21 protein-coding genes are annotated in these 26,636 nt (G+C 70.6%); 17 read left to right on the forward strand and 4 right to left on the reverse strand.

Annotated elements, in window-relative coordinates:
• Nucleotides 1-2: 2 nt before the first annotated feature.
• Complete coding sequence (locus ACHMXE_RS08960; protein WP_057593900.1) at nucleotides 3-989, reverse strand: tripartite tricarboxylate transporter substrate binding protein; 987 nt, start codon at nucleotides 987-989, stop codon at nucleotides 3-5.
• Between the two features lie 81 nt (nucleotides 990-1,070).
• On the opposite strand from ACHMXE_RS08960, the gene ACHMXE_RS08965 reads away from it, so the two are divergent.
• Together ACHMXE_RS08965 and ACHMXE_RS08970 are read left to right on the forward strand one after the other, a co-directional pair.
• Nucleotides 1,071-1,874 carry an IclR family transcriptional regulator C-terminal domain-containing protein gene (locus ACHMXE_RS08965; RefSeq protein ID WP_395345743.1) on the forward strand — a complete coding sequence of 268 codons (804 nt, stop codon included), beginning with the start codon at nucleotides 1,071-1,073 and terminating at the stop codon, nucleotides 1,872-1,874.
• A 71-nt stretch (nucleotides 1,875-1,945) separates the two neighbouring features.
• Entirely contained in the window at nucleotides 1,946-2,329 is a 384-nt protein-coding gene (locus tag ACHMXE_RS08970) for an energy transducer TonB (RefSeq protein WP_395345745.1), read from the forward strand.
• Between the two features lie 12 nt (nucleotides 2,330-2,341).
• On the opposite strand, the gene ACHMXE_RS08975 is transcribed toward ACHMXE_RS08970, so the two are convergent.
• On the reverse strand, nucleotides 2,342-5,143 hold the full coding sequence (locus ACHMXE_RS08975) for an ATP-binding protein (protein WP_395345747.1): 2,802 nt from the start codon (nucleotides 5,141-5,143) through the stop codon (nucleotides 2,342-2,344).
• Nucleotides 5,144-5,511: 368 nt separating this feature from the next.
• On the opposite strand from ACHMXE_RS08975, the gene ACHMXE_RS08980 reads away from it, so the two are divergent.
• The 12 genes from ACHMXE_RS08980 (at nucleotide 5,512) to ACHMXE_RS09035 (ending at nucleotide 20,491) form a co-directional block, all read left to right on the forward strand.
• Entirely contained in the window at nucleotides 5,512-6,786 is a 1,275-nt protein-coding gene (locus ACHMXE_RS08980) for an aminotransferase class III-fold pyridoxal phosphate-dependent enzyme (protein WP_395345749.1), read from the forward strand.
• A 40-nt stretch (nucleotides 6,787-6,826) separates the two neighbouring features.
• A complete protein-coding gene (locus ACHMXE_RS08985; protein WP_395345751.1) occupies nucleotides 6,827-7,576 on the forward strand; it encodes a GntR family transcriptional regulator in 750 nt (249 codons plus the stop codon).
• On the forward strand, nucleotides 7,573-8,460 hold the full coding sequence (locus ACHMXE_RS08990) for a transketolase (RefSeq protein ID WP_209545615.1): 888 nt from the start codon (nucleotides 7,573-7,575) through the stop codon (nucleotides 8,458-8,460). The genes ACHMXE_RS08985 and ACHMXE_RS08990 overlap by 4 nt, the downstream gene beginning before the upstream one ends.
• A 73-nt stretch (nucleotides 8,461-8,533) precedes the next feature.
• Nucleotides 8,534-9,505 (forward strand): transketolase family protein, encoded by a 972-nt coding sequence (locus tag ACHMXE_RS08995; RefSeq protein ID WP_395345753.1) that lies wholly within the window; start codon nucleotides 8,534-8,536, stop codon nucleotides 9,503-9,505.
• On the forward strand, nucleotides 9,502-10,959 hold the full coding sequence (locus ACHMXE_RS09000; RefSeq protein WP_395345755.1) for an amidase: 1,458 nt from the start codon (nucleotides 9,502-9,504) through the stop codon (nucleotides 10,957-10,959). Before ACHMXE_RS08995 ends, ACHMXE_RS09000 begins: the two co-directional genes overlap by 4 nt.
• Before the next feature lie 55 nt (nucleotides 10,960-11,014).
• Nucleotides 11,015-13,285, forward strand: a complete 2,271-nt coding sequence (locus tag ACHMXE_RS09005; protein WP_395345757.1) for a penicillin acylase family protein — start codon at nucleotides 11,015-11,017, stop codon at nucleotides 13,283-13,285.
• Nucleotides 13,286-13,491: 206 nt separating this feature from the next.
• Nucleotides 13,492-15,093, forward strand: a complete 1,602-nt coding sequence (locus tag ACHMXE_RS09010) for an ABC transporter substrate-binding protein (RefSeq protein ID WP_395345759.1) — start codon at nucleotides 13,492-13,494, stop codon at nucleotides 15,091-15,093.
• A 12-nt stretch (nucleotides 15,094-15,105) separates the two neighbouring features.
• Complete coding sequence (locus ACHMXE_RS09015) at nucleotides 15,106-16,041, forward strand: ABC transporter permease (RefSeq protein ID WP_395345761.1); 936 nt, start codon at nucleotides 15,106-15,108, stop codon at nucleotides 16,039-16,041.
• A gap of 9 nt (nucleotides 16,042-16,050) precedes the next feature.
• Nucleotides 16,051-16,926, forward strand: coding sequence for an ABC transporter permease (locus ACHMXE_RS09020; protein ID WP_057597733.1), 876 nt, complete (start codon nucleotides 16,051-16,053; stop codon nucleotides 16,924-16,926).
• Nucleotides 16,927-16,936: 10 nt separating this feature from the next.
• The gene (locus ACHMXE_RS09025) at nucleotides 16,937-18,019 is read left to right on the forward strand and encodes an ABC transporter ATP-binding protein (protein ID WP_395345763.1); all 1,083 of its coding nucleotides are present in this window, start codon (nucleotides 16,937-16,939) and stop codon (nucleotides 18,017-18,019) included.
• Nucleotides 18,016-19,008, forward strand: coding sequence for an ABC transporter ATP-binding protein (locus ACHMXE_RS09030; RefSeq protein ID WP_395345765.1), 993 nt, complete (start codon nucleotides 18,016-18,018; stop codon nucleotides 19,006-19,008). The genes ACHMXE_RS09025 and ACHMXE_RS09030 overlap by 4 nt, the downstream gene beginning before the upstream one ends.
• Before the next feature lie 34 nt (nucleotides 19,009-19,042).
• Complete coding sequence (locus ACHMXE_RS09035; RefSeq protein ID WP_395345767.1) at nucleotides 19,043-20,491, forward strand: amidase; 1,449 nt, start codon at nucleotides 19,043-19,045, stop codon at nucleotides 20,489-20,491.
• 15 nt (nucleotides 20,492-20,506) lie between these two features.
• On the opposite strand, the gene ACHMXE_RS09040 is transcribed toward ACHMXE_RS09035, so the two are convergent.
• Nucleotides 20,507-22,672, reverse strand: coding sequence for a LamG-like jellyroll fold domain-containing protein (locus tag ACHMXE_RS09040; protein ID WP_395345769.1), 2,166 nt, complete (start codon nucleotides 22,670-22,672; stop codon nucleotides 20,507-20,509).
• Between the two features lie 118 nt (nucleotides 22,673-22,790).
• Entirely contained in the window at nucleotides 22,791-23,624 is an 834-nt protein-coding gene (locus ACHMXE_RS09045; RefSeq protein ID WP_395345770.1) for an AraC family transcriptional regulator, read from the reverse strand.
• 121 nt (nucleotides 23,625-23,745) lie between these two features.
• On the opposite strand from ACHMXE_RS09045, the gene ACHMXE_RS09050 reads away from it, so the two are divergent.
• The 3 genes from ACHMXE_RS09050 to ACHMXE_RS09060 are packed head-to-tail and all read left to right on the forward strand — an operon-like array spanning nucleotide 23,746 to nucleotide 26,629.
• Nucleotides 23,746-25,404: an FAD-dependent monooxygenase gene (locus ACHMXE_RS09050; RefSeq protein WP_395345771.1), complete on the forward strand. Its 1,659-nt coding sequence runs from the start codon at nucleotides 23,746-23,748 to the stop codon at nucleotides 25,402-25,404.
• Nucleotides 25,401-25,802 (forward strand): VOC family protein, encoded by a 402-nt coding sequence (locus ACHMXE_RS09055; RefSeq protein ID WP_395345772.1) that lies wholly within the window; start codon nucleotides 25,401-25,403, stop codon nucleotides 25,800-25,802. Before ACHMXE_RS09050 ends, ACHMXE_RS09055 begins: the two co-directional genes overlap by 4 nt.
• Nucleotides 25,799-26,629 carry an alpha/beta fold hydrolase gene (locus tag ACHMXE_RS09060; RefSeq protein WP_395345773.1) on the forward strand — a complete coding sequence of 277 codons (831 nt, stop codon included), beginning with the start codon at nucleotides 25,799-25,801 and terminating at the stop codon, nucleotides 26,627-26,629. The genes ACHMXE_RS09055 and ACHMXE_RS09060 overlap by 4 nt, the downstream gene beginning before the upstream one ends.
• Nucleotides 26,630-26,636 lie beyond the last annotated feature (7 nt).

The raw sequence follows: 26,636 nt of genomic DNA on the forward strand, positions 1-26,636 counted from the left end.
GCTTACTCGAGGGTGACGTTGGCGCTCTGGATGACCTTGTGCCACTTGGCGGACTCGGCCTGGATGAACTGGCCGGTGCGGGCGCTGTCCCAGCCGCGCGGCTCGGCGCCCTGTTCGGCGAACTTCTGCTTCACGTCGGGCAGCGCGAGCGCGGTGGCGATGGCCTTCTGCGTCGAGGCCACGACCGGTGCCGGCGTGCCTGGCGGCGCGACCACCGCGAACCAGGTCACGGCATTCATCGCGGGGAGCTTCTGCTCGGCGAAGGTCGGCGCCTCGGGCAGCGCGGGGCTGCGGTGCTCGTCGGCCACCGCGAGGATGCGGACCTTGCCGGTGCGCGCGAACTGCAGCGAGGAGGAGATGTTGTCGAAGAACACGTCGACCTGTCCGCCGATCAGGTCGACCAGCGCGGGCGCCGTGCCCTTGTACGGCACGTGCGTCATCTCGGTGCCCGTGAGCTGCATGAACAGGCTGGCCGTGAGGTGCGAGGTGGTGCCGTTGCCCTGCGAGGCGAAGCTCACCTTGCCCGGGTTGGCCTTGAGGTAGGCGATGAACTCGGCCACGTTGTGCACCGGCAGCTTCGGGTTCACCACCAACACGTTGGGCACCGTCGCGAGCACCGTCACCGGCACCCAGCGCGTGGGATCGAAGCCCAGCTTCTTGTAGAGGTGCTGGTTGATCGCGATCGGCGCTGGCGGCGAGGCCAGCAGCGTCTTGCCGTCGGGCTCGGCGCGGTAGACCACGTCGGCGCCGATGTTGCCGCCGGCGCCCGTGCGGTTCTCGATGACGAGGCCGCCGGGGAACTGGTCGCGCAGCTTGTCGGCCACCACGCGCGGCAGGATGTCGGCGGTGCCGCCGGCGGGGAAGGGCACGATCATGCGCGCGACCTTCTCGTTGGCGGTCTGCGCCTGCGCGGCGGGCGGCAGCGCGGGCAGCATCAGCGCGGCCAGGGCCGCCAGGCCGAGCGTGCGCGCGGCGAGTCTGTGGAACATCGTGTGTCTCCGTCTTGGTCGTGCATCGAGGGGTTTTCAGTGTCCTTGCGAGCAGGTGGCCGGACAAGCTAGATTTGCGCTATGCGCAAAAACGGAACCGAAGCACCGAATGAGGAAGAGCCCGCTCCCGACAAGAACTTCGTCGCCTCGCTCGAGAAGGGACTGGCCGTGCTGACCTGCTTCGGCCGCCAGCACAGCCGCCTCAACGTGTCGGAGGTCGCGCGACTCACGCTGAGCACGCCGGCCTCGGCGCGGCGCTCGCTGCTGACCTTGCGCGCGCTCGGCTATATCGACAGCGACGGCAAGCGCTTCTGGCTGCTGCCGAAGGCGCTGCTGGTGGCGCATGCCTATCTCGCGTCGCGGCCCGAGCCTTCGGTGGCGCAGCCGCTGCTCGACGCGCTGTCGGAGCGCACGCGCGAGTCGGCCTCGCTCGCGCTGCTGCAGGACGACGACGCGATCATCATCGCGCGCTCCACCGCGCGGCGCAGTCTCAGCACCGGCCTGGGCATCGGCTCGCGCCTGCCGGCCTACTGCGCGGCGCTGGGCCGCGTGCTGCTCGCGAGCCTGCCGCCCGAGGAGGCCGAGCGCCGCATCCGCGCCATGCCGCGCCCGCGGCTCTCGCCGCGCACCGTTACCGACGCGGCCGAGGTGCTGGCCATCGTCGCGCGCTGCCGGCGCGAGGGCTACGCCAGCAACGACGGCGAGCTCGAGCTCGGCGTGCGCTCGATGGCCGTACCGGTGCGAGACCGCGCGCAGCAGGTGGTGGCGGCGATGAGCATCGCGGTGCGCACCGAGCGCATGACGCTGGTCGAGTTTCGCGAGGCTTTTCTGCCGGCGCTGCAGAAGGCCAGTGCGAGCCTGACTGCGCGCCTGTATCCGGGATGATGCGAGGCGGCAGCCTCGGTACTGCGATGCAGAATGCCGTCGACAGAGACCACAATCACGACAACAGCCTCATGAACATCCGTCCCTCTCTCGCGCGAATGCTGCTTGCGGGCCTCGTCCTTTCGCTGCTGGCCGCCTGCGCCGCGAGCCCGCCCGCCGACCCCGGCGAATGGAAGCCCAACCCGCCCAATCCCAATGCGCCGTACCCCGCCGAGTCGCGCACGAATGGCGAGCAGGGCATGGTGATGCTGCGCGTGCGCACCACGCCGGCGGGCAAGCCGGCCGCGATCGAGGTGCAGAAATCGAGCGGCTATCCGCGCCTGGACCGCTCGGCGGTCGAGACGGTCTGGAAGTGGCAGTTCAAGCCCACGCCCGACGACGGCACCGTGGTCTGGCGCGAGGTGCCGATCCGCTTCTTCATCACCTCGCTGCCGCAGCAGCAAAGGCTCGACTGACAACGCCACCGCTCAGGCGGTGGCCGGCGCGTCGTCCGTGAGCTGGTGCAGCGCCTCGCGCAGCTTGCCGAGGTCGGCCGGCTTCGAGAAGTGCGCGTCGAAGCCGGCCTCCAGCGCCTGGCGCCGGTCCGATTCCTGGCCGTAGCCGGTCAGCGCGAGCAGCGCGATCCGTCGCGTGCCCGATTCGCGCTCACGATCGCGCACGCGGCGCGCGAGTTCATGCCCGCTCATGCCGGGCAGGCCGATGTCGAAGATGCCCGCGTCCACGGGCCCGGCCTCGAGCAGTTGCAGCGCTTCCTCGGCGCTGCCGGCCTTGCGCACCTCGTGGCCTTCGAGCGCGAACCACTCGGCCAGCACGTCGAGCGCGTCGATGTTGTCGTCGACCAGCAGCAGGCGCAGCGCGGGCGCGCCGACGGCGGCCGCATCGGCGGGCGCTTCGGGTTCGGGGGCCGCAGCGCCGGCCAGCGGCAGGCGCACGATGAAGCGGCTGCCCCGTCCCTCGCCGGCGCTCTGCGCTTCGATCAGCCCGCCATGCAGCTTCGCGAGGCTCTGCGCGATGGCCAGGCCCAGGCCCAGGCCGCCGGCCGCGCGCTGCAGCTGCTGCGCGCCCTGCACGAAGCGGTCGAACACATGGGGCAACAGATCGGGCGCGATGCCGATGCCCTCGTCGCTGATCGACAGCTCGGCCTGGCCGCCAGCCATGCGCAGGTCGAGCGCGATGTCGTCGGTGGGCTGGGTGAACTTGGCGGCGTTGTTCAGCAGGTTGCACACGATCTGCACCAGCCGCAGCGGATCGCCGAGCACCGGCACCGGCTGGTCGGGCAGGCTCAGGCGCGGCATGCGCGCGCGCGGCTGCAGCGCGGGCTGCGTGAGCTCGATCGCCTTGGCGGCCACGTCGCGCAGATCGACCGGCTCGGGGCGCAGCACGATCTTGCCCGACACGATGCGCGAGATGTCGAGCAGGTCGTCGACCAGCCGCGACAGGTGGCGCACCTGGCGCTCGATGATCTGGCGCTCGCGCGGAAAGGCCTTCTCGTCCTTGCGTTCGATCAGCGTGAGCGCGAGCGAGATCGGCGCCAGCGGGTTGCGCAGCTCATGGCCCAGCATGGCGAGGAACTCGTCCTTGGCCTGGCTCGCCACCTCGGCCTGGGTCTGCGCCTTGCGGGCGCGCGCGAGCAGGCGCACGTTGTCCAGGGCCAGCGCGGCGCGCTGCGCGAGTTCGCCGATCAGGGCACCGTCGGCCGGCGAGAAGCGCCGCTTCGAGCGGTCCTGCAGGATCGCCATCGCGCCGATGGTGCGGCCGCGCGCCACCAGCGGCACCACGCAGCCGGCCGTGATGCCCAGCATCTGCACGAAGGCGCGCAGCTGCGGGTCGAGCAGCTCGAAGTCGCCGGGGTTGTCGAGGTTGCCGATGAAGGTCTGGCCGCTGGCGACGGCCCAGGGGAACGAGCCGGGGCCCGTGGTCGGGGCCGCGCTGTTGTCCACGAAGGTCGCGATCTCGGCGCTGCGCGCGGGATCGGCATGGTGGGTGAGCTTGCGCTCGAGCACGTCGTGCTCGTCGAGCAGGTCGATGCGGCACAGGTCGGCCACGTGCGGCACGATGATGCCGGCGATGGCCTGCAGGGTCGATTCCTCCTCGAGCGAGCGCGACAGCACCGCGCTCGCGCTCACGAGACGCTCGAGTTGGGTCTGCGCGGCCTGCGCCACGGTGCGTGCCTCGCGCTCGGCGTTCAGCAGGCTGTCGCGCTCGGCCTCGTGTTCGGTGCGCTGGGTGACGGCATCGGCCAGCGCATGCGCCACGGCGTCGATCTCGGCGATGCCCGAGGCATGGGTCGAGACCGGCAGGCCATGCCCGAGCGCATCGGCGCTGCGGCGCAGGCGCGCCATCGGCCGCGTGATCGAGCGCGACATCCACCAGGCCGCGAGCGCGCCGAGCAGCAGCGACACCAGCAGGCCGCCGCCATAGGCGACCAGGGTGCGGCGCAGCGCGTCGTCGGCCACGGCGGTGGGCGCGCCGAGCGCGACGATCCAGGGCGCGACGTCGATGCGCGCCACCGCCGTCTGCACCTCGGTGCCGTCGACGTTGTGCGTGGTGCCCACGTATTCGCGCCGGTCCTTCATCGTCTGCAGCATCGCGCGCAGGCTGTCGCTGGGCGGCCGGCCACGGAAGCGATCGTCCTCGCGCGAGCGCGCCACGCGCGTCAGCGCCGAATCGAAGACCGAGACTGCCCAGCCCTCGGGCACGCGTTGGCGCGCCAGCACGGCGCCGATGGCCTCGGGCCGCACGATGGCGGTGAGCACGTAGCGCACCGCGTCGTCGCGCACCACCGGCACCCGCACCGCGAAGGCCAGGTTGCCGCGCGGCCCCGGCGTCAGCGCGCCGATGCCGGGCTGGCGCGTGCGGATCACCTCGGCCAGGCTGGCAGCCTCGACCACCTCGCCGTCGGGTCCGGCCACCGAGCCCTCGCTGCTGAAGACCACCTTGCCCGAGGGCGCGATCAGCAGCACGCCGCGCCATTCGGGGTGCGTGGCCCGCAACGCCTTGGCGAGCACCAGTGCGTCGATCAGCCCGCTGTCCTCGCTGGCGCCCAGCGGCTCGGCCAGCGCCAGCGCCTGCAGCGCCGAGATCGTGAGCCGCAGCTCGCTGTCGACCGAGGTGGCGAGCGCGCGCGCCACGCCCATGGTGGAGGTCTGGGTCTGCGCGCGCTGGGCCTGCAGCAGCCCGTTGAGCGCGAAGCCGCAGACGACGGCCAGCGGCAGCAGGGCTGCCGAGGCCACCAGCAGGAGCCGGACCGAGAGAGAGGGAGCGCGCATTCGCCTGACGTGATCTACCGCAAAGCGGTGATTGTTGCTCAGCCGGCGGGGGCGGCCATCCCGGGTTTTCGGTAGCCGCTCGCTGGCCGGGCGCGGCGCCGAGTTCAGTGGCTTCAAGTGGCGGTGCGGCCGCGCGTTGCCGAGGTCACGCGTGTGGTCACGGGTAGACATGGCTGACCCAGGCCACACACCAGTTCGAGCGCTTGGCCGAGGGCTTTTTCATGGGCCACGACCCCGCGCGCCAGAGGCGCCGCGACCGCGATCCACCGGGTTTGCACTACATCAAACATGATATATCATGTGTCAAACTTCGAAAAAGCAGCCAAGGATCCCGCATGCCGTCCGTGTCTCCCGCCGCCTCGTCCCCCTTGTCGAACCGTCACGATCTCCAGCTCCGGCAGCGTGCCGCCAAGGTCGTGCCCGGCGGCATGACGGGGCATCTGAACGCGGCCTCGCTGCCCGCGGGCTATCCGCAGTTCTTCGAGCGCGGCCAGGGCTGCCGCGTCTGGGACGTTGACGGCAACGAATACATCGACTTCATGTGCAGCTGGGGCCCGAACCTGCTGGGTCATCACCATCCGGTGGTCGATGAGGCGGCGCGCAGGCAACAGGCGCTGGGCGACTGCCTCGACGGTCCCACGGCGCGCTTCGTCGAACTGGCCGAACGCTTCGTCGCGCGCAGCGCCCATGCCGACTGGGTGCTGTTCCAGAAGAACGGCACCGATGCCACCACCGTCTGCCTCATGGTGGCGCGCGCGGCCACGGGCAAGCGCAAGGTGCTGGTCGCGACCAAGGCCTACCACGGTGCAGATCCCTGGTGCACGCCGATCCCGCAGGGCATCACGCCCGAGGACCGCGCGCACCTGATCCACTACACCTACAACGACATCGCGAGCCTCGAGGCTGCCGTTGCTCAGGCAGGCACGGACCTCGCCGCCATCGTCTGCGCGGCCTTCAAGCACGACCTGGGCATCGACCAGGAGTTGCCCACGCCCGAGTTCGCGCGCCGTGCCCGCGAGCTGTGCGACCAGGCCGGTGCCGCGCTGATCCTCGACGAGGTGCGCGCGGGCTTTCGCGTGCATGCGGGCGGCAGCTGGGAGACCGTGGGCGTGCGGCCTGACCTCAGCGCCTGGAGCAAGTCGATCGCCAATGGGTATGCGCTTGCGGCCGTGACCGGCGTCGATGCGCTGCGCGAAGCGGCCACGCGCATCTACACCACGGGCTCGTTCTGGTCGGGCGGCGTGGCGATGGCCGCGGGCCTGGCGACGATCGAAGTGGCCGATGCGCAGGACGTGGTGGGCCATGTGCAGGCCATGGGCCAGCGTTTCCGCGACGGCATCGCCGCGCAGTCCGCGAGCCATGGCGTGCCGGTGCGACAGACGGGGCCGGCGGCGCTGCCGCTGATCCTGTTCGACGAGGACCCAGGCTACGACAAGGGCGCGGTGTTCACCGTCGAGGCGCTGCGCCGCGGCGTCTACCTGCATCCCAAGCACAACATGTTCCTGTCGCTGGCACACACCGTGCAAGACATCGATCGGGCCCTGCAGGCCACCGACGCCGGCCTTTGCCGCCGTCGCCCAACGCTTCGGCCACCGCTGAGCCGCTCCCACGTGCGAGTCCCTGAAACGCGAACGCCACAATAGCCGCGCGATTCACGCACCCGCACTCAAGGAGAGAGAAGCCATGGCAACCCCCGTCATCAACGTGGTCGAACGCACCAACCTCGCGAGCCAGATCTACGAGCATCTGCGCGAGCAGCTGATGTCGGCCACTTTCCAGCCGGGCCAGCGCCTGAAGATCCGCGACCTGGCCAAGACCATGGGCACCAGCGAGACGCCGGTGCGCGAAGCCCTGATCCAGCTGGTGCGCGACCGCGCGCTCGAGATGAAGGAGGGCTACTTCATCCGCGTGCGCCAGCTCTCGCTGGCCGAGTACCTCGAGTTGCGCGACATCCGCTTCGCGCTCGAGCCGCTGGCGGCCGAGCGTGCCGTGCCCCTGCTCGACAACGCCACGATCAAGCAGCTGACGGAAAGCCATCGCCTGCTGGTGCGCGCGGAGAAGACCAAGGACTACCGCGCCGCGCTGCAGCACAACTTCGACTTCCACTTCGGCATCTACCGCCACTCGGGCATGCCGCAGCTCACCGAGCTGCTGGACCGCATCTGGGTGCAGGTCGGACCGATGCTGAACTTCCTCTACCCGCACGGCCATCCGACCTACGACGCCGAGCACCAGCACGTGAACGTGCTGCGCGGGCTGCAGCAGCGCGACACCGCGCTGGTGCGCCACGCCATCGAGCAGGACCTGATCGAGGGCGGCCGCGACTTCGTGCGCGTGCTCGGGGAGATCGACGCCGATCCCGCGCGCGCCGAAGAACTGCTCGCGCTGCGCAACCAGCCACCCCCCTCCAGCAGAAAGAAAAGCCCGACATGACGGACCCCGGCAGCGCCCTGCACCCCACGGCATTCCCTCCCGACTGGCAACGCCGCGACCGCCTCGCGCTGCCCGTGCCGGAACTCCGGCGCGTGGCGCACACCTTGCGCCGCCAGGTCATCGAGCTCGTGCGCCGCCATGGCCAGGGCTACGTTCAGCAGGGCCTGGGCGCCGCCGAGATCTTCGCCAGCCTCTACTTCCACGAGGCGCGCATCGACCCCGCCGACGCACGCTGGGAGGAGCGCGACCGCTGCATCCTCTCGACCGCGCACAACTCCGCGCTGTTCCATGCGGCGCTCGCGCTGCGCGGCATGATCCCCTCGGCGTCGCTCGACGACTACGTGAAGGACGGCTCGGCGCTCGAGATCAACGTCTCCGAGCGGCTCGGCCCCGTGGTCGAAGGCACCTTCGGCTCGCTGGGCCAGGGCATGTCGGTGGCCGCCGGCATGGCGCTGGCCTCGCGCATCCGCGGCATCGACTACCGCGTGAACGTGGTGCTCGGCGACGGCGAGCTCGAGGAGGGCCAGGTCTGGGAGGCCGCGATGCTCGCGGGCTCCGAGGGCCTGCACAACCTCTGCGTGGTGCTCGACCTCAACTGGATGCAGGTCGAGGGCCACACCGACAGCGTGCTGCGCCTCTCGCCCATCGCCGACAAGTTTCGTGCCTTCAACTGGCAGGTGATCGAGCTCGACGGCCACGATCTCGAGGCGCTGCTCGCGGCCTTCGCGGCCGCGCGCGGGCAGACCGCGCGGCCGACCATGATTGTCGCCACCACGGTGCCCGGCAAGGGCGTGAGCCTGCTCGAGGGCGTGATCAGCCACAACGCGAAGCTGCCGGCCGAGGTGGCCGACGCGGCGCTGCGCGAACTGGGAGAGATGGCATGAACGCGAACATCAAGGCGCCGGCGCGCGCGCGCTCGAGGTCGAGGACTTCACGCAGGGCGGTGCCCACACCGCGATGTCGGCCGCGCAGTCGGCGGGTGCATCTTCGGTGCCGCGCTACTACGGCGAGGCGCTGCTCGCACTCGCGCGTGAACGCCGGAACATCGTCGCGCTGTCGGCCGACCTCACCTCGTCGACCGAGACCGACATCTTCCGCGACACCTTCCCCGAGCGCTTCCTGAACCCCGGCATCGCCGAGGCCAACATGGTGGGCGTGGCCGGCGGCCTCGCGCGCAGCGGGCTGCAGGCCTGGGTCCATACCTTCTGCGTGTTCGCCACGCGCCGGCCCTTCGACCAGATCGCGATGCAGGTCGCCTATCCGCGCACCGACGTCAAGATCGTCGGCTTCCTGCCGGGCCTGTCGACCATCCTCGGCGTGAGCCACCAGGCGATCGACGACATCGCGCTGATGCGTGCGCTGCCGAACATGACGGTGATCGAGCCCTCGGGCCCGGCGCAGGTGCCGGCCGCGGTGCGTGCCGCGGCCGACCACAAGGGTCCGGTGTACCTGCGGCTGCTGCGTGCGTCCGCGGCCTTGCCCGAGGGCACGCCCTGGGAGCCGCTCGAGCTCGGCCGCATCCAGCCGCTGGACGACGGCGATGGCGAGGCGCTGATCGTCGCGAGCGGCCTGATGGTCGAGCCCGCGAAGGCGGCGGCGCGCGCGCTGCGCGCCCAGGGCATCGCGGTCGCCGTGGCCAACGCGCACACGCTCAAGCCTTTCGACGAGGCCTTCATCCAGCGGCAGCTTGCGCGCCGGCGCCTGATCGTGACGGTGGAGAACCACTCGATCGTCGGCGGCCTGGGCTCTGCGGTGGCCGAGGTGCTGGCCGAGGCCGGTGCCGGCACGCGGCTGGTGCGCCTGGGCGTGCGCGACCGTTTCGCGCAGGGCGCGTCGATGCCCTGGCTGTTCGAGCGCCACGGCCTCACGGCGCAGGGCATCGCCGATGCGGTGCGCGCGGCATTGGCGTCGGGCGAGACGACGCGATGACCGACGCCGTGCTGGTGCCCGAGCTCTGCCGGCTGCCCGCGCGCGAGCTGGCCGCGCTGATCCGGCGCCGCGCGCTGTCGTCGCGCGAAGTGCTGAGCGCCTTCCTGCAGCAAGTCGATGCGCTCAACCCGCGCTTCAACGCGATCGTCTCGCGCGTCGAGCGCGAGCAGGTGCTGGCCGAGGCCGACGCGGCCGATGCCGCGGTGGCGCGCGGCGACGCACTCGGCGCGCTGCACGGCCTGCCGCAGGCGATCAAGGACACGGCGCCGGTGCGCGGCATGCGCTCCACCTTCGGCTCGCCGCTGTTCGCCGACCACCTGCCGGCGGCCGATGCGATCATGGTCGAGCGCATGCGCGCGGCCGGCGCGATCTTCATCGGCAAGACCAACGTGCCCGAGTTCGGCCTGGGCTCGCACACCTACAACCCGGTGTTCGGCGCCACCGGCAATGCCTGGGACCCGCGCTTCAGCGCCGGCGGCTCCAGCGGCGGCACCGCGGTGGCGCTCGCGCTGCGCATGCTGCCGGTGGCCGACGGCGCCGACATGGGCGGCTCGCTGCGCAACCCGGCGGCCTTCAACAACGTGCTGGGGCTGCGGCCCTCGCAGGGGCGGGTGCCGTTCTGGCCGCGCGGCGATGCCTTCGCCGGGCAGCTGACCACCGAAGGCCCGATGGGCCGCAGCGCCGACGACCTGGCGCTGCTGCTGTCGGTACAGTCGGGTTACGACGCGCGCGCGCCGCTGTCGCTCGACGGTGCGGTGCCCGACTGGCACGACCGCCTCGAACGAGATTTCGCGGGTGCGCGCATCGGCTGGCTCGGCGACCTCGGCGGCCACCTGCCGTTCGAGCCCGGCATCCTCGCGCTGTGCGAAGCGGCGCTCGCGCGCTTCGGCGATGCGGGCCTGCGGGTCGAGCCGGTGCGTACCGACTTCGACTGGAAGCGCGTCTGGCAGGCCTTCACCGTGCTGCGCCAGTTCATCATCGGCGGCAAGCATGGCGCGCACTACGACGTGCCGGCCTCGCGCGCGCTGCAGAAGCCCGAGCTGCAATGGGAGATCGAGCAGTACCGCAAGCTCTCGGCCGACGACCTCTATCGCGCCGCACTCGACCGCACCGCCTGGTACGACTGCCTGCTGGGCCTGTTCGAACGGCACGACTTCCTCGCGCTGCCGACCGCGCAGGTCTTCCCCTTCGCGATCGAGGCGCACTGGCCGCGCGAGATCGCGGGCCGTGCCATGAGCAGCTACCACCGCTGGATGGAAGTGGTCACGCCCGGCACGCTGTCGGGCTGCCCGGTCATCAGCCTGCCCGTGGGCTTCGATGCGCGCGGCCTGCCGATGGGCATGCAGATCATCGGTCGCCCGCGCGACGACCTCTCGGTGCTGCAGCTCACCCACCTCTACGAAAGCCTCAGTCCCTTCCTGCGGATGGCGCCGCCCGCGCTGCGCATGGATTGAGGGGCGGGCTCCCGCACACACGCCAAAGAACGAACGAGACAAGGAGCACCACCCGATGAACACGACCCACCCGCTGAAGGGACTGCACGCCCCGGTGGACCTGTGGCGCGATGCCTGGGGCATTCCGCATCTGCGCGCCGCCAACGCCGACGACGCCTTCTTCGCGCTCGGCCACGTGCATGCGAGCGACCGCCTGTGGCAGATGGACGCGCTGCGCCGCCGCGCGATCGGCCGCTATGCCGAATGGATCGGCCCGGCCGCTGTGCCGATGGACATGCTGGTGCGCCGGCTCGGCCTGGCCGAGTGCAGCCGCCGCGACCTGGCCGCGCTCGGCGCGCCAGCGCGCGCCATGCTCACGGCCTACACCGCGGGCGTCAACGCCTTCATCGCGAAGGGCGAGCTGTCGCACGAGTACGCGCTGCTCGGCGAGACGCCCGAGCCCTGGGAGGAATGGCACAGCATCGCGGTGCTGCGCCAGACCGGACTGCTGCTGAACTCGGTCTATCCGAAGCTGTGGCGCGCCATCGCGCTGCCGGTGATCGGCGCCGAGGCGATCGATCGCCTGCGCATGGACGACGGCGGCGAGGAACTGGTCTGCCTGCCGCCGGGTTCGCTGGCCGGGCGCCTGTCGCCCGACATGGCCGAGCTGGCCGATGCCATCTCGGCCTTCATCGGCGAGGCCGACACCGAGGCGGCCGGCGGCGGCAGCAACAACTGGGCGGTGCACGGCAGCCGCACGCGCAGCGGCCGGCCGCTGGTGGCCGGCGATCCGCACCGCGTGCTCGACATGCCCAACATGTACCTGCAGTGCCACCTGGCCTGCGATGCCTTCGACGTGATCGGCCTGACCTCGCCGGGCGTGCCGGGCTTTCCGCACTTCGCGCACAACCCCGACGTGGCGTGGTGCGTGACGGTGGCCTTCGTCGACACGGCCGACGTCTACCTCGAGCGCTTCGCGGACGAGGGCCGGCGCTACCTGCGCAGCGACGCGCCCGGCGGCGGCGAGGCGCAATGGGCCGAGGTCGAGCGCCGCGTGGAGCGCATCCGCGTGCGCGGCCAGGCCGACGTGGACTGCGAGATCCTCGTGACCGCGCGCGGGCCGGTGGTGGCCGGCGATGCGAAGAGCGGCAGCGCGCTGGTGCTGCGCCACTCGGCCGACGTGGAGGCCGACCGCTCGCTCGACTGCATGCGCCCGATGATGGAGGCGCGCAGCGTCGATGCGCTGTTCGAGTCGGTGCGCGGCTGGGGCCTGGTCGACCACAACCTGGTGGCCGGCGACACCCAGGGCCACATCGGCCACCACGTGCGCGCCAAGGTGCCGCGGCGCGCGGCCGCCAACGGCTGGCTGCCGGTGCCGGGCTGGCTCGACCGCCATGCCTGGAAAGGCTGGATCGACTGGGAACGCATGCCGCGCCAGATCGATCCCGAAGCGGGCCTCATCGTCACCGCCAACAACCGCGTGGTCGAGCGCCACGACGACTATCTCTGCACCGACTGCCATCCGCCGCATCGCGCGCAGCGCATCTGGCAGCTGCTCGCGGCGATGGAGTCGGCCGACGTCGCCGGCATGGAGGCCGTGCACCGCGACACGCTGAGCCTGCCGGCGCGCGAAATCTGTGCGCGGCTCGCACCGTTGACGCTGGCCGATGCCCCGTCGCGTGCATTGCGCGACCGCCTCGTGGCCTGGGACGCACGCCTCGAGGCCGATTCGCAGGAGGCCGATGCCTATGTTTCGCTGCGCATGGCGCTGGCGCGCGCGGTGGCGCGGCGCAGCGGGCTCGCCGCGCTCGACGTGAGCCGGCAGCGCACCGTGCCGCCCGGCTTGGCGATCGACTACCAGCTCGGCTGGTGCGTGCCGCAGCTGCTGCGTGCCGACGATCGCGCGCTGCTCGGCGGCGCGGGCTGGGACGAGGTGCTGACCGAGGCCCTGGCCGAGGTCGCGCGCCTGCCGGTGGCGGCATGGGGCGAGCGGCACCGGCTCGAGCTGCGCCATCCGCTGGCGCCGGTGTTCCCCGCCGAGCCCTTGGTGGCGCCGCGCGACATGGGCGCGATCGGCGGCGACAACGAAACCGTCTTCACCACCGGCTACCTGCCGCACCTGGGCCTGCACGCGCACTACGCCTCGCTGGCGCGCTACGTGTTCGACGTGGGGCAGTGGGACGCCTGCCGCTGGATCGTGTTCCACGGCGCGGCCGGCGATCCGCGCGATGCGCACTACGCCGACCAGAGCGACACCTGGCGGCGCGCGGAAACGGTGCCGATGCACTACGACTGGCGCACCGTCGCGGCCGAGGCCGCTTCGCACGCGCGGCTCACGCCGGCCTGAGGCCGCGGCGCGCGAGCGCCGCCGGCATCGCGAGCACAGCGCCTGCCGCAAGGTCGGCGCAGAAAGAGAAAGCGCGCACAGCTCTTGCATGGGAGATGCCCGGATTGTCTTCGTTTGACACATGATATATCGTGTATCAAATTTCATATCGAGAGATTTCCAGCGTTTTTCCACGAACCCTCGAAACCCTGAAAGGAACCCGGCTCATGAAGAATTCCCCTCCCCTGTACGCACGGCTCGCCGGCTGGGCGGTGGCATGCGCGGTGGGCGCGGCCGCGACCGCCGTGTGCGCGCAGAACGCACACGCGCCGGCCGCCAAGACCCTGCGCATGGCGATCAACAACGACCTCAAGGTGGTCGACCCGCTGTTCAGCAACACCTACGTGACGCGCGACTACGGCTACATGGCCTTCGACACGCTGTTCTCGCGCGACAGCAAGGGCGAGCCCAAGCCGCAGATGCTCGAGCGCTTCACGCAGTCGCCCGACAACAAGGCCTGGACCTTCACCCTGCGCCCTAGCCTGAAGTTCTCCGATGGCAGCGCCGTGACATCGGCCGACGTGGTGGCCACGCTGCAGCGCTGGGCCAAGCGCGCGACCATGGGCCTGCTGCTGGCCGACTCGGGCGCGGAGTGGAAGGTGGTCGACGACAAGACCTTCTCGCTGCAGCTCAAGGAAGGCATGGGCCAGGTGCCGCTGATCCTCGCGGCCAAGACGCTGTTCATCGTGCCCGAGAAGCAGGCCAAGGCCTTCCCCGATGCGCCGATCCCCGAACCCATCGGCTCGGGCCCGTTCATGTTCAAGCGCGACGAATGGATCCCGGGCAACCGCATGGTGTTCGTGCGCAATCCCAACTACGTGCCGCGCAGCGAGCCGGCCGATGGCCTGGCCGGCGGCAAGCGCGTGAAGCTCGACCGCGTCGAATGGCGCTACATGCCCGATGCCAACACCTCCACCTCGGCGCTGAAGAACGGCGAGGTCGACATCGTCAACGTGGTGCCGCCCGACTACCAGGCCGCGCTGCGCACCGACGCCAACGTGCGGCTGGCGCAGACCGGCATCTGGCAGCCGTTCATGGTGGCCAACACGCTGGCGCCGCCGTTCAACAATCCGAAGGCGCGCGCGGCGCTGCTGCACCTGGTGAACCAGGAGGAGATCCTCGCGGGCATGGGCTTCACGCCCGAGCCCGGCAAGTCCTTCTACTGCCCGGCCGTGTTCATGTGCGGCGCGCCCAACGAGACCGCCGCGGGCGCGGAAGCGTTCAGGAAGCAGGACTTCGAGAAGGCCAAGGCGCTGCTCAAGGAGGCCGGCTACAAGGGCGAGAAGATCGTGTTCCTGCAGCCCACCGACGGCACGCAGTCGATGGCCGCGCTGATCTGGATCCAGTACCTCAAGAAGGCCGGCCTGAACCTCGACGTGCAGGTGATGGACCAGTCCTCGGTGCTGGCGCGCGTCTACAAGAAGGAAGGCCCGGCGCAAGGCGGCTGGAGCCTCTACCTCACGGCCTCGAAGAACGCCGACGTCGACACGCCGCTGACCAACGGCTGGGTGCTCTCGTCGTGCAAGGGCAGCGTGGTGCCGGGCTGGCCCTGCGACGCGAAGATCGACGAACTGCGTGACGCCTGGATCCGCGAGGGCGACGCCGCCAAGCGCAAGCAGCTGGTCGACAACCTGCAGCGCCGCTTCTATGAGGCGCCGCCCTACATCCCCTACGGCCAGTACCCGGCCACCTTCGCGGCACGCAAGGACGTGAAGGGCACCGAGCTGTTCGGCATGGGCATCCCGATCATGTGGAACGTCGAGAAGTAAGGGGACCGCGGCATGGAATATGTGATCCGGCGCGTGCTCGCCACGGTGCCGGTGATGCTGGTGGTGTCGGTGATCGTGTTCCTGCTGATCCACCTCGCTCCCGGCGACCCGGTGCTGCTGATCGTCGGCGACTTCGCCACGCCCGAGCAGATCGCGCAGACGCGCGCCGCCCTGGGGCTGGACCAGCCGCTGTGGCACCAGTTCGTGGTCTGGGTCGGCAACGTGATGCGCGGCGACTTCGGCGTCTCGCTGTTCAACCAGATGCCGGTGTCGCAGCTGCTGGGCCAGCGCATCGGCGCCACGCTGTCGATCGCCTTCTTCACCATCCTGGTGGCGGTGATGCTGTCGATCCCGCTGGGCGTGCTCGCGGCCTACCGCGCCGGCAGCTGGATCGACCGGCTGGTGATGGTGTTCGCGGTGTGCGCGTTCTCGATGCCGGTGTTCCTCACCGGCTACCTGCTGGTCTACACCTTCGCGCTCAAGCTGCAGTGGCTGCCGGTGCAGGGCTACCGCGGCATCGCCGAGGGCGTGCTGCCCTGGCTCAAGCACCTGGTGCTGCCGTGCCTGAACCTCGGGCTGCTCTACACCGCGCTGCTCACGCGCATGACGCGTGCGTCGATGCTCGAGGTGCTGCACGAGGACTACATCCGCACCGCGCGCGCCAAGGGCCTGGGCGTGCTGCCGGTGCTGGGCCATGCGCTGCGCAACGCGGCGGTCCCGATCGTCACCACCATCGGGGTGGGCATCGCGCTGCTGCTGGGCGGCGTGGTGGTCACCGAGACCGTGTTCTCGATCCCCGGACTCGGCAGCCTGGTGGTCGACGCGGTGCAGCACCACGACTACCCGGTGATCCAGAGCCTGCTGCTGTTGTCGGCGGCGGCCTATGTGCTGATCAACCTGCTGGTCGACCTGAGCTACAGCCTGTTCGACCCGCGCATCCGCTATTGAGGCCCGCGAATGACCGAAGCCATCCTGAACCCCGGCGCCGCGCGGCGTCCTCCCTCGCCGGCGCTGCGGCTGCTGCGCAAGCACTACACGCTGATCCTCGGCGTGCTGATCCTGCTGGTGGTGGTCACGGCCGCGCTGGGCGCGCCGTGGATCGCGACCCACGATCCCCAGGCCATCAACCCGATCGCGCGCATGAAGGCGCCCTCGGCCGAGCACTACTTCGGCACCGACGCGCTCGGGCGCGACACCTTCAGCCGCGCCGTCTGGGGCGCGCGCGTCTCGCTCGTGACCGGCGCCTCGGTGGCGTTGCTGGCCACGCTGCTGGGCGTGCTGCTCGGCCTGCTGGCGGGCTTCGTGCGCTGGACCGACGGGCCGATCATGCGCGTGATGGACGGCCTGATGGCGATCCCCGGCATCCTGCTGGCGATCGCGCTGATGGCGCTCACCAAGGCCAGCCTGACGACCGTGATCGTCGCCATCACCGTGCCCGAGGTGCCGCGCATGGTGCGGCTGGTGCGCGCGCTCTCGCTGTCGCTGCGCGAGCGGCTCTACGTCGAGGCCGCGCATGCGCTGGGCACGCGGCTGCGCACCATCCTGTGGCGGCACGTGCTGCCCAACATCCTGGCGCCGTTGCTGGTGCAGGCCACCTTCATCGCCGCGTCGGCCGTGCTGGCCGAGGCCGCGCTGTCCTTCCTCGGCGTCGGCGTGCCGCCGCAGGTGCCGAGCTGGGGCAACATGATCTCGGAAGGCCGTAACCTGATCGCGATCGTGTTCTATCCCATCGTGTTCCCGGGCCTGCTGCTCGGGCTCACGGTGCTGGCGATCAACCTGCTGGGCGACGGCCTGCGCGATGCGCTCGACCCGCACGTGGCGCGCCAGCTCTGAGGACATGTCCATGAACGACACCCCCCTGGCCGCCAAGGGCGCGGCGCACCGCGCGGGCGATGCGCCGCTGCTCGAGATCGACGGCCTGCACACCTACTTCGACACCCTGGCCGGCGAGGTGCGCTCGGTCTACGGCGTCTCCTACCGCGTCGAGGCTGGCCAGACGGTCGGCGTGGTCGGCGAGTCGGGCTGCGGCAAGAGCGTGACGGCGCTGTCCGTGATGCGGCTGATCCAGACCCCGCCCGGGCGTTTCGCCGGCGGTGCCATCCGCTACCGCGGCGCCGACCTGCTGAAGCTCAGCGAGGCCGAGATGCGCCGCATCCGCGGCAACCGCATCTCGATGATCTTCCAGGAGCCGATGACCTCGCTGAACCCGGTGCTGACCGTGGGCCGGCAGATCGCCGAGACCGTGATGCTGCACCAGCAGGTGGGCCGTCGCGAGGCGCTGGCGCGCGCCACCGAGATGCTGCGGCTGGTGCAGATCCCCGAGCCGCAGCGGCGCGTGAACGAGTACCCGCACCAGCTCTCGGGCGGCATGCGCCAGCGCGTGATGATCGCGCTGGCCCTGGCCTGCCATCCCGAGCTGCTGATCGCCGACGAGCCGACCACCGCGCTCGACGTGACGATCCAGGCCCAGATCCTCGAGCTGCTGCGCGGCCTGCAGCGCGAGCTCGGCATGGGCATCGTGATGATCACGCACGACCTCGGCGTGGTGGCCGAATGCTGCGACCGCGTGGTCGTGATGTATGCCGGGCGCAAGGTGGAGGAGGCCGACGTGCTCGACCTGTTCGAACGGCCGCTGCATCCCTACACGCGCGCGCTGATGGCCTCGATGCCCTCGATGAACACCCACAGCGCCCGGCTGACCGAGATCCCCGGCATCGTGCCCTCGCCGCACGAGGCGGTGCGCGGCTGCGCCTTCGCGCCGCGCTGCGGTTTCGCGAGCGAACGCTGCCGCAACGAGGTGCCGCCGCTCGAGGAACACGGCGCGGGCGCGTCGCACCTGTCGGCCTGTTTCCATGTCGAGGAGCTGGTGCGCAAGACCGAAGTACCGACGGCCCAGGCCGTCCTGATGCAGGAGGCCGGCGCATGAGCACGAACGCAACGACCGAGGCGGGCACGCCCCTGCTCGAGGTGCGCGACCTGCGCAAGCACTACCAGTCGCCGGGCTCGTGGATCTCGCGGCGCAAGGCCTCGAAGGTCTATGCGGTCGATGGCGTGTCGTTCTCGGTGGCCGCGGGCGAGACGCTGGCGCTGGTCGGCGAGTCGGGCTGCGGCAAGACCACCACCGGCAAGTCGATCCTGCGGCTGATCGAGCCGACCTCGGGCACGGTGCGGCTCAACGGCCGCGACCTGCTCTCGCTCGACGCCGGCGCGATGCGCGAGCAGCGGCGCGAGATGCAGATCATCTTCCAGGACCCCTACGCCTCGCTCAATCCGCGCATGACCGCCGGCGAGCTGGTGGCGGAGCCGCTGCGCAACTTCGGCGAGTCCAACGGCGCGCAGCGCAACGAGCGCGTGGCGTGGCTGTTCTCGAAGGTCGGCCTGCGGCCCGAGGCCATGAAGAAGCTGCCGCACGAGTTCTCGGGCGGCCAGCGCCAGCGCCTGGGCATCGCGCGCGCCCTGGCGCTGAACCCGAAGCTGATCGTCTGCGACGAGCCGGTGTCGGCGCTCGACGTGTCGGTGCAGGCGCAGGTCATCAACCTGCTGACCGACCTGCAGGCCGAGTTCGGCATCGCCTACCTGTTCGTCGCGCACGACCTCGCGGTGGTGCGCCACATCAGCCACCGCGTGGCCGTGATGTACCTCGGCAAGATCGTCGAGATCGCCGGGCGCGACACGCTGTTTCGCGCGCCGCTGCATCCCTACACCGAGATCCTGCTGTCGGCGGTGCCGGTGCCCGACCCGCGCGTGCGCACGCAGCGCCGGCTGCTCAAGGGCGATCCACCCAACCCGGCCGGGCCGCCCTCGGGCTGCCGCTTCCACACGCGCTGCCCGATGGCGCAGGCGCGTTGCGCCGAGGAAGAGCCGGTGCTCGAACAAAAGACGGCGGGCCAATGGGTGGCCTGCCATTTCCGCTGACTGCACATCCACTCACACAAGGAAAGCGATACCGATGATTGCCGAATACGACAAGCTCGATGCCGTGGCCATGGCCGACCTGGTCCGCCGCCGCGAGCTCAAGGCCGAGGAACTGCTCGACGAGGCCATTGCCCGCACCGAGGCGCGCGACACCGTGCTCAACGCCGTCACCACGCGCTTCTTCGACCTCGCGCGCGACCGCATCGCGCAGGGCCTGCCCGACGGCCCGCTGCGTGGCGTGCCCTTCCTGCTCAAGGACCTGGGCGTGTTCTATGCCGGAACCAAGACCACCAGCGCCTCGCGCCTGTTCGCCGACTTCAGCTCGCCGATCGACAGCACCCTGGCCGAGCGCTACGTGCGCGCCGGCCTCGTGATCTTCGGCAAGTCGAGTCTCTCGGAGTTCGGCATCAGCGCCACCAACGAGCCCGAGATGTTCGGCCCTTGCCGCAACCCGTGGAGCCTGGAGCACACCACGGGCGGTTCGAGCGGCGGCGCCGCCGCGGCGGTGGCTGGCGGCATCATCCCGAGCGCGCACGCGGCGGATGGCGGTGGCTCGATCCGCATCCCCGCTTCGCACTGCGGCCTGTTCGGTCTCAAGCCCACGCGCGCGCGCGTGCCGCTCGGCCCGCACATCAGCGAGAGCTGGGCCGGCATGACCATCCACCACGTGGTGACGCGCTCGGTGCGCGACAGCGCGGTGCTGCTCGACGTCTCGCAGGGCGCCGCGCCCGGCGATCCGTACTGGGCACCGCCGCCCGCGGCCTCGTACCTCGAGCTGACGAAGCGCGATCCGCAGCGCCTGCGCATCGCCGTCTCGCTCAAGTCCTTCGAGGCCGTGGCGCTCGATCCGCAGGTGCGCGCCGGCGTCGAGAACGCGGCCAAGCTGTGCGAATCGCTGGGCCACCAGGTCGAGTGGGTCGATCCCGCGCTGGACGACGTGATTCCCGACGAGGAGTACCTTCAGTGCCGGGCCGACATCATCCACGCCAGCATGTACACCTCGCTGCTGCGCCGCAACCGGCAGCTCGGCCGCGACTTCAGCGGCCGCGACCTGCAGCGCGTGACCGCGCTGTTCGCCGAGGCCGGCCGCGAGGTCAGCGCGCAGACCTATCTCAACGCCATCCAGACCCTGCAGCGCGCGAGCCGCGCGCTGGGCCAGCAGTTCGAGAAGTGGGACGTGCTGCTCGGACCCGTCTGCGCGACGCCGCCGCACAAGCTCGGCGAGGTCGACATGGAGAGCACCGACCTCGCGACCTACAAGGCCATCGCGCGCAGCCACACGGGCTACACCTCGATCTGGAACGTGGCGGGCAATCCCGCGATGTCGGTGCCGCTGCACTGGTCGACCGAAGGCCTGCCGATCGGCGTGCAGTTCACGGGGCGCTTCGGTGCGGAAGACACGCTGTACCAGCTCGCGGGCCAGATCGAGCGTGCGGCGCCGTGGGCGGACCGCAGGCCGGCGGCGTTTCCGGCCACGTCCTGAAGTTGTCCCGCGCCCCTAGCGCCGCGCGGTGAGCCACTGCGACGGCGTCAAGGCCGCCGCGACCACGCGCACCTCGCCGATGTTGCCGAAGAAGCCGTCGGCGCGGGCGCCGTCCCACGAGCCGCCGCCCACCACCCAGGGCGAGCTCGCCGACAGCGTGGCCAGGCCGGGGATCGCGGCGGCGTTGCGCAGCACCGGTGCGCCCTCGACGTACATGGTGGTGTCGTGCGAGGCCGGGTCGTTCACGATGGCGATGTGCACCCAGCGGTCGGCGATCACCTCGCCCGACCAGTTGGCCTTGGGCTCGCGCCGGCCCGCGGGGCTCGGCACCACCTCCCACTGCACCTCGCGCAGGCTCGAGATCGCGAACAGCATCGGCGGCGATTCGCCGTCGCCGCCCGCATAGCCCGCGAGGTCGCCGCGGCGGCCGTCGCGCGTCATGATGTTCATCCACGCCTGGTTGCCGCTGGTCCAGCTCTTGTCGATCTTGACGAAGGCCTCGACCGTGTAGCCGTTCTCCAGCGTCTGCGCATTGATCGGCGCGCTGGCGTCGGTAAGGAAGTAGCTCAGGCGCGGCGTGTTCTTGTTGGTGTTGAGGAAGCGCACCGAGCCCGGCGCCGCCGACAGGTGATGGCGGTCGTCGGTCCACACCACGTCGCCATTGGCCGCGCCCTTCACGCCGCCCTGGTCGAGCGCATCGCGGTGCAGCGGGTTGTTGCCCGTGACGTCGGCCACCACCGTGCCCGGCAGCACCGGCTGGTTGAGCGCGCCGCCGAAGAAGCGCCAGTGCGCCAGCGTGTTCGCGACCTTCGGATAGTCCTCCGCGTCGGCGGCGGGGCGCTGCGCGACGGTCTCGGGGTCCTTGTAGTTGGCGAGGATCATCGTGCGCGCCTTGTCGACCAGCGAACCCTCGATGACCGCGCTGCCGCTGCCGAAAGCCTTGTTGAAGCCGGCGAAGCGCTGCGCGAAATCCATCTCGATCTCGAAGGCCTCGTTGGGCGTGGTCAGCACCGCCTGGTCGAAGGCGTTGAGCGTGGCGGCCGGCTTCTGCGGCACCCATGGCGAGAACGACAGCACCTTGATCTTCTTGTTCGTCAGGTCGAACTCGTAGAGGCGCATCAGGCCGTTGCCGCCCTGGTAGGCCATCTGGTAGTCCACCACCATCTCCTCGACCTTGTGGCCGAAGTCGTTGGTCTTCGTGAGGTGCGCGGCGCCGTGGTGGTGGCCGTTGAGCGTCATGAAGATCTGGTCGTTGTCGCGGATCAGCTTCTCCCACAGCATCTTGCCGTAGTCGGTCTCGAGCGGACTGGTACCGTCGGCATCGATGTTGAGCAGCTGGTGGTTCGACAGGATCACCGGCAGGGTCGGGTTCTTCGCGATCACCTGGCGCGCCCAGGCAATGCCCGCGGCGGAGATGCGCCACGACAGCGACAGCACCATGAACTTCTGGCCCTGCGCCTCGAACACGTGGTACTCGTGGAAACCGCTCGGGTCGCGCCCGCCGAAGGTGGCCTGCTTCTTCGCGCGCTCGGTGCCGAACCACTGGAGGTAGGGCTCCTTGCTCGGATCGCGGTCGGCGTCGGTGCCGCCGACCGGGTCGACGCCGTAGTCGATGTCGCGCAGCACGTCGTGGTTGCCGGCCAGCACGCTGTAAGGCAGCTTCGCGTCCTCGAGCAGCTTCATCGCCGCATCGGCCACCTTCCACTGGTCGGGCTTGCCGACCTGGTCGACCACGTCGCCGAGGTGGATGGTGAAGGGGATGTTGAGCGCCTTGGCGTTGTCGGCGATCCACTTCGTCTGGGCGGCGAAGGGCGCGCTGCCGAAGCGCTTGTCGTACTGGTCGCTCTCGGCCGCGGTGGCGTAACGCGCGTAGAACTGGGTGTCGGGCATCACCGCGAGCGCGAAGCTCGAGATCTTCGCGGCGACCGCTGGCGCGGGTGCCGGCGCGGGGGCCGCCGGCGCGGGTGCGGGCAGGGCGCCCAGCACCGGCGAGCCGCCACCGCCGCCACCGCAGGCGGCGAGCAGCGCACCGCTGCCGCCGAGGGTCAGCAGCGAGGCGCCGAGCTTGAGCAGGTCGCGGCGCGGCGGCGTGATGGATTCGGGAGCGGGGGCCGGATGCGGCGTGGAAGGCGAGGCGTCGCGCGGCGAGGTCGTGCCGCGCGGATCGTCGGAGAAATTCATTGCAAGCTGAACGAAAGGATGAAGGCGCGCAGCGTAGGAAGACGGGGTGACGTGGGCGTGTCAGCGGCGTGACGCTTGCGGCTGTCATGAAGATCGCGTCAGGCCGGCGACGCGGGTCCTACTGGGCCTTGATGTAGCGCGCCGGCGGCACGCCGAAGTGCCTGCGGAACATCGCGATGAAGCTGCTGGGCGTGGCATAGCCGAGCGCATCGGCGACGCTGCCCACGCTCGCGCCCTGGGTCAGTTGCTCCATCGCGGTCATCAGCACCGCCTGCTCGCGCCAGTGGGCGAAGCTGATCCGCACCTCCTCCTGGAACAGCCTGCTCAGCGTTCGCGCGGACAGGCCCGCCCATGCGGCCCACTGCTCGCGCGTGCGCGGATCGGCCGGGTCGTCGAGGATCGCCGCCGCAATCCGCTGCAGCCGGCGGTCGCGCGGCATCGGCAGCTGCATGCGGTCGTGCGGCGCCGCGGCCAGTTCATCGATCAGCACGGCCATCAGCCGGCCCTGCGCGGCGGACAGGGCCGGTTGCGAGGTCCATTCGACGGCGCGCGCCACGATGCTTTCGACGAGGTCGTTGACCTCGATGACGCAGGGCCTGTCGGGCAGGACCTTGCTCGCCGCGGGCGACAGGTAGAGGTTCCAGGTGTGGGTCACGCCGTTGCTGTTGACGGCATGCCGCTCGCCGGGCGGCACCCAGGCCGCGCGCCGCGGTGGCACGGCCCAGGCACCGCGTTCGGTGCGCACCTGGAGCAGGCCGTCGGCAATGCACATCAGCTGGCCGCGATGGTGCTGGTGCCAGCGCCCCTCGTGCTTCGCGTTGCGGCCCGAGAACGAAGGCATGTTGGCAGCCGAGATGGCGAGCACGCGATGGCCGCCGCGGCGGTCGCCGAGTTCGTTGAGCGCCTGCCTGTAGGCGAACAGGGTCGAAAACGACAGAGGCGCACCATTCATGGCCCGATCTCGCTATTTGTTTGCAGGCCCACGCTACCGTGGAATGCGCTGCCGGTGAGAGAGTTCATCTGTCCTGCGGGAACGCAGGCAGATGTTCCACCCGTTATAGCGAATTCGAGCCATGAAACCCATCCCCCTCGCGCCAGCACCGAACACCACGGCCGTCTTCATCGTCGGGGGCGGACCGAGCGGCCTGGCCATGGCGCTGCTGATGGACCGCTTCGAGATCCCCTTCGTGCTCGTGGAGCGCAATGCCGGCCTGACCGATCATCCGCGCGCCCGCGGCGCCTGGGTGCGCACGATGGAGCTGTTTCGCCAATGGGGCATCGAGCGCGCGGTCAAGGCCCGGGGCCTGCCCGACGACGCGAACGGCTTCGCCTTCGTGACGTCGATCGCCGGCCACGAGTACGGGCGCGTTCCGCGCGAGATCGACCTCGGCCAGACGCCCGCCTGGAAATGCACGGTGTCCCAGGACGTGGTGGAGGAAGAGCTGTTCCAGGTGGTGCGCCGCTCGCGCTGGGGGCGCGTCTGCCACGGCACCGAGTTCCTGCGGCACGAGGAGGTCGCGGAGGGCATCCAGGCCTTCACGCGCGACACGGCCACCGGCGAGGAGACGCGCTGGTCGGCGCGCTATCTGGTCGCGGCCGATGGCGCGGGCAGCGGCCTGCGCCGCCAGCTGGACATCGCCATGACGGGGCCCGCGAGCCTGGCGATCATGAACAACGACTACTGGCAGGGCGATCTGTCGCACCTGCCCAGCGTGCGGCAGATCGGCGTGTTCCGGATCATGCCGGACGCGCCGGACGTCGTGCCCGCCAGCGTGCTCAACACCAATGGCGCGGACCGCTGGCTGACGGTGACGAGGGTGGGCGAGGGGCACGACCAGACCCCGCCGCAGCGCAGCGACGACGAGGTCGTGCGCCTCGCGCGCGCCCACTCGGGCATCCCCAACCTCGACGTCAAGATCATCAACCGGTCGGTCTGGCGCGTGAGCAAGCAGGTCGCCGCCAGTTATGCGCGCGGGCGCGCCTTTCTGATCGGCGACGCGGCGCACCGCTTTCCTCCCACCGGTGGCTATGGCATGAACACCGGCATCCAGGATGCGCACAACCTCGCCTGGAAGCTCGCGCTGGTGCTGCGCGAGCAGGCGGGCGAGCGCCTGCTCGACAGCTACGACGCCGAGCGGCGCCCGATCGGCCAGGCCAACGCCAACTTCAGCCATGGCAACACCGTGCGCTTCATGAAGATGGAGGAGGCCTTCCAGGCGCGCAATCTCCAGGCCATCAACTTCTGGATCAAGGACGTGGTGCACCACAGCCACAGCATCGGGCTGGGCCTGGGATTCGCCTACGAGGACGGCGCGCTGGTGCCCGATGGGACGGCTTCTCGCGGTCTCACGCTGGGCCGCTACGACCCGTCGGACCGGCCCGGTGGCCGCTTCCCGCACCTGTGGCTGGACCTCGCGCGGCAGCGCTCGACACTGGACCTGTTCGATCGCGACTTCGTGATCGTGCACGGTCCCCGGTCCGCCGACTGGGCCGCGGCCGCCCTGGACGTGGGCCGGCGCCTGGGTGTCACGGTGCGCGCCTTCCAGCTCGATGCCGTCGACCCGCGCGATGGACTGGACATGAGCCTCCATGGCGCGGTGCTGGTGCGGCCCGACGGCCATGTGGCCTGGCGCATGCCGTGGGTGCCGCAGGACCCCGCGGCCAGCCTGGCGCAGGCGTTGGCGCGCATCCTCGCCCTCGGCGATGCCACCGCGCTGCGGAGGGTCGCATGAACGCGCTCGTGCATGGGCTGCACCACTTCACCTTGCGCTGCGATGCCGAGGATCTGGACGGGCTGCGCGAGTTCTACGTCCGCGCGCTGGGCCTCGTGCCGGGCGCGCGTCCGGACCTGAGGTTCGCGGGCTGCTGGCTATACGCCGCGGGCCAGCCCGTTGTGCATCTCTACGCCTCGGGCCGGGCCGCCAGTCCCGAGGCGGTTGCACTGGACCACATCGCGTTTCGCGCCAGCGGGCTCGCCGCGACCCGGCGCCGGCTGGATGCCGAAGGCATCGGCTACACGGAGGCCCCGGTGCCGGGGTGGACCCTGCATCAGCTGTTCATCCGCGATCCGCTCGGCCTCAAGCTCGAACTGACCTTCGACCTGGCCGACGAAGCGGGGGATGCGCCATGACGCGGTTCGCGGATCTGCGAGCCTCGCGCACCGCCTACGAGATCCAGGGCAGCGGCAGCGCAATCCTGCTGGTCCATGGTGCCGAGGCCAACCGCGAAAGCCTCTCGGCGCTGTCGCTGGCACTGTCGTCGCAAACAGCGGTGCCGCTGTGCGTGGTCAGCTACGACCAGCGCGAGTGCGGCGATACCGAGAGCGATGGTGGCCCGCACGGCATTCCGGACCTGGCGAGCGATGGCGTGGAACTGATGGCCCGCCTGGGTTTCGAGCGCTTCGCCGTGATGGGCACCTCGCTCGGGGGTCGGATCGCACAGGCATTGGCCATCGCCTTCCCGGAACGTGTCGAGGCGCTGTGCCTGGTCAATACCTGGCCGCTCGACCGAACGCTGGCGCAACTGAACCCCGCGGGGGTGGATCGCCTGCGCAGGCTTCGCGAGGGGCTGCCCGCCACGGCACTGGAGCTTGCCGCGATGTTCTATACGCCGGCGCATGCGGCCCGGCATCCCGCCCTGGCCCGGCGCTTCGCGCAGCCGAAGAGCGGATCGCGCCGCGGCGCGCTCGCGCTCGAGGTTCACGCGCTCGCGCCCGCGAGGATCGGGGCTCCGACACTGTGCATCGCCGGGGAAGAAGACCAGGTGGTGCCGATCGCCGTGATGCGGGCGTTGGCCGATCGCATCGAGCACGCGGCATTCGAGGCCGTGCCGGGCGTCGGGCATTCGATGGCGGTGCAGGCGCCGGATGCGCTCGCCGCGCTGATCGCGCACTTCCTCTCGCGGCAGCATGCGGGAGCCCGTCCGCCCGATGCAACCGATTCGTCCCGCAACTCCTGAAAGGTCC

The organism is Variovorax sp. UC122_21, assembly GCF_044056785.1.
Taxonomy (GTDB): domain Bacteria; phylum Pseudomonadota; class Gammaproteobacteria; order Burkholderiales; family Burkholderiaceae_C; genus Variovorax.

Coding starts and splice junctions, on each gene's coding strand:
- ACHMXE_RS08960 (WP_057593900.1), bottom strand. CDS start 989: ATGTTCCACAGACTCGCCGCGCGCACGCTCGGCCTGGCGGCCCTGGCC.
- ACHMXE_RS08965 (WP_395345743.1), top strand. CDS start 1,071: ATGCGCAAAAACGGAACCGAAGCACCGAATGAGGAAGAGCCCGCTCCC.
- ACHMXE_RS08970 (WP_395345745.1), top strand. CDS start 1,946: ATGAACATCCGTCCCTCTCTCGCGCGAATGCTGCTTGCGGGCCTCGTC.
- ACHMXE_RS08975 (WP_395345747.1), bottom strand. CDS start 5,143: ATGCGCGCTCCCTCTCTCTCGGTCCGGCTCCTGCTGGTGGCCTCGGCA.
- ACHMXE_RS08985 (WP_395345751.1), top strand. CDS start 6,827: ATGGCAACCCCCGTCATCAACGTGGTCGAACGCACCAACCTCGCGAGC.
- ACHMXE_RS08990 (WP_209545615.1), top strand. CDS start 7,573: ATGACGGACCCCGGCAGCGCCCTGCACCCCACGGCATTCCCTCCCGAC.
- ACHMXE_RS08995 (WP_395345753.1), top strand. CDS start 8,534: ATGTCGGCCGCGCAGTCGGCGGGTGCATCTTCGGTGCCGCGCTACTAC.
- ACHMXE_RS09000 (WP_395345755.1), top strand. CDS start 9,502: ATGACCGACGCCGTGCTGGTGCCCGAGCTCTGCCGGCTGCCCGCGCGC.
- ACHMXE_RS09005 (WP_395345757.1), top strand. CDS start 11,015: ATGAACACGACCCACCCGCTGAAGGGACTGCACGCCCCGGTGGACCTG.
- ACHMXE_RS09010 (WP_395345759.1), top strand. CDS start 13,492: ATGAAGAATTCCCCTCCCCTGTACGCACGGCTCGCCGGCTGGGCGGTG.
- ACHMXE_RS09015 (WP_395345761.1), top strand. CDS start 15,106: ATGGAATATGTGATCCGGCGCGTGCTCGCCACGGTGCCGGTGATGCTG.
- ACHMXE_RS09020 (WP_057597733.1), top strand. CDS start 16,051: ATGACCGAAGCCATCCTGAACCCCGGCGCCGCGCGGCGTCCTCCCTCG.
- ACHMXE_RS09025 (WP_395345763.1), top strand. CDS start 16,937: ATGAACGACACCCCCCTGGCCGCCAAGGGCGCGGCGCACCGCGCGGGC.
- ACHMXE_RS09030 (WP_395345765.1), top strand. CDS start 18,016: ATGAGCACGAACGCAACGACCGAGGCGGGCACGCCCCTGCTCGAGGTG.
- ACHMXE_RS09035 (WP_395345767.1), top strand. CDS start 19,043: ATGATTGCCGAATACGACAAGCTCGATGCCGTGGCCATGGCCGACCTG.
- ACHMXE_RS09040 (WP_395345769.1), bottom strand. CDS start 22,672: ATGAATTTCTCCGACGATCCGCGCGGCACGACCTCGCCGCGCGACGCC.
- ACHMXE_RS09045 (WP_395345770.1), bottom strand. CDS start 23,624: ATGAATGGTGCGCCTCTGTCGTTTTCGACCCTGTTCGCCTACAGGCAG.
- ACHMXE_RS09050 (WP_395345771.1), top strand. CDS start 23,746: ATGAAACCCATCCCCCTCGCGCCAGCACCGAACACCACGGCCGTCTTC.
- ACHMXE_RS09055 (WP_395345772.1), top strand. CDS start 25,401: ATGAACGCGCTCGTGCATGGGCTGCACCACTTCACCTTGCGCTGCGAT.
- ACHMXE_RS09060 (WP_395345773.1), top strand. CDS start 25,799: ATGACGCGGTTCGCGGATCTGCGAGCCTCGCGCACCGCCTACGAGATC.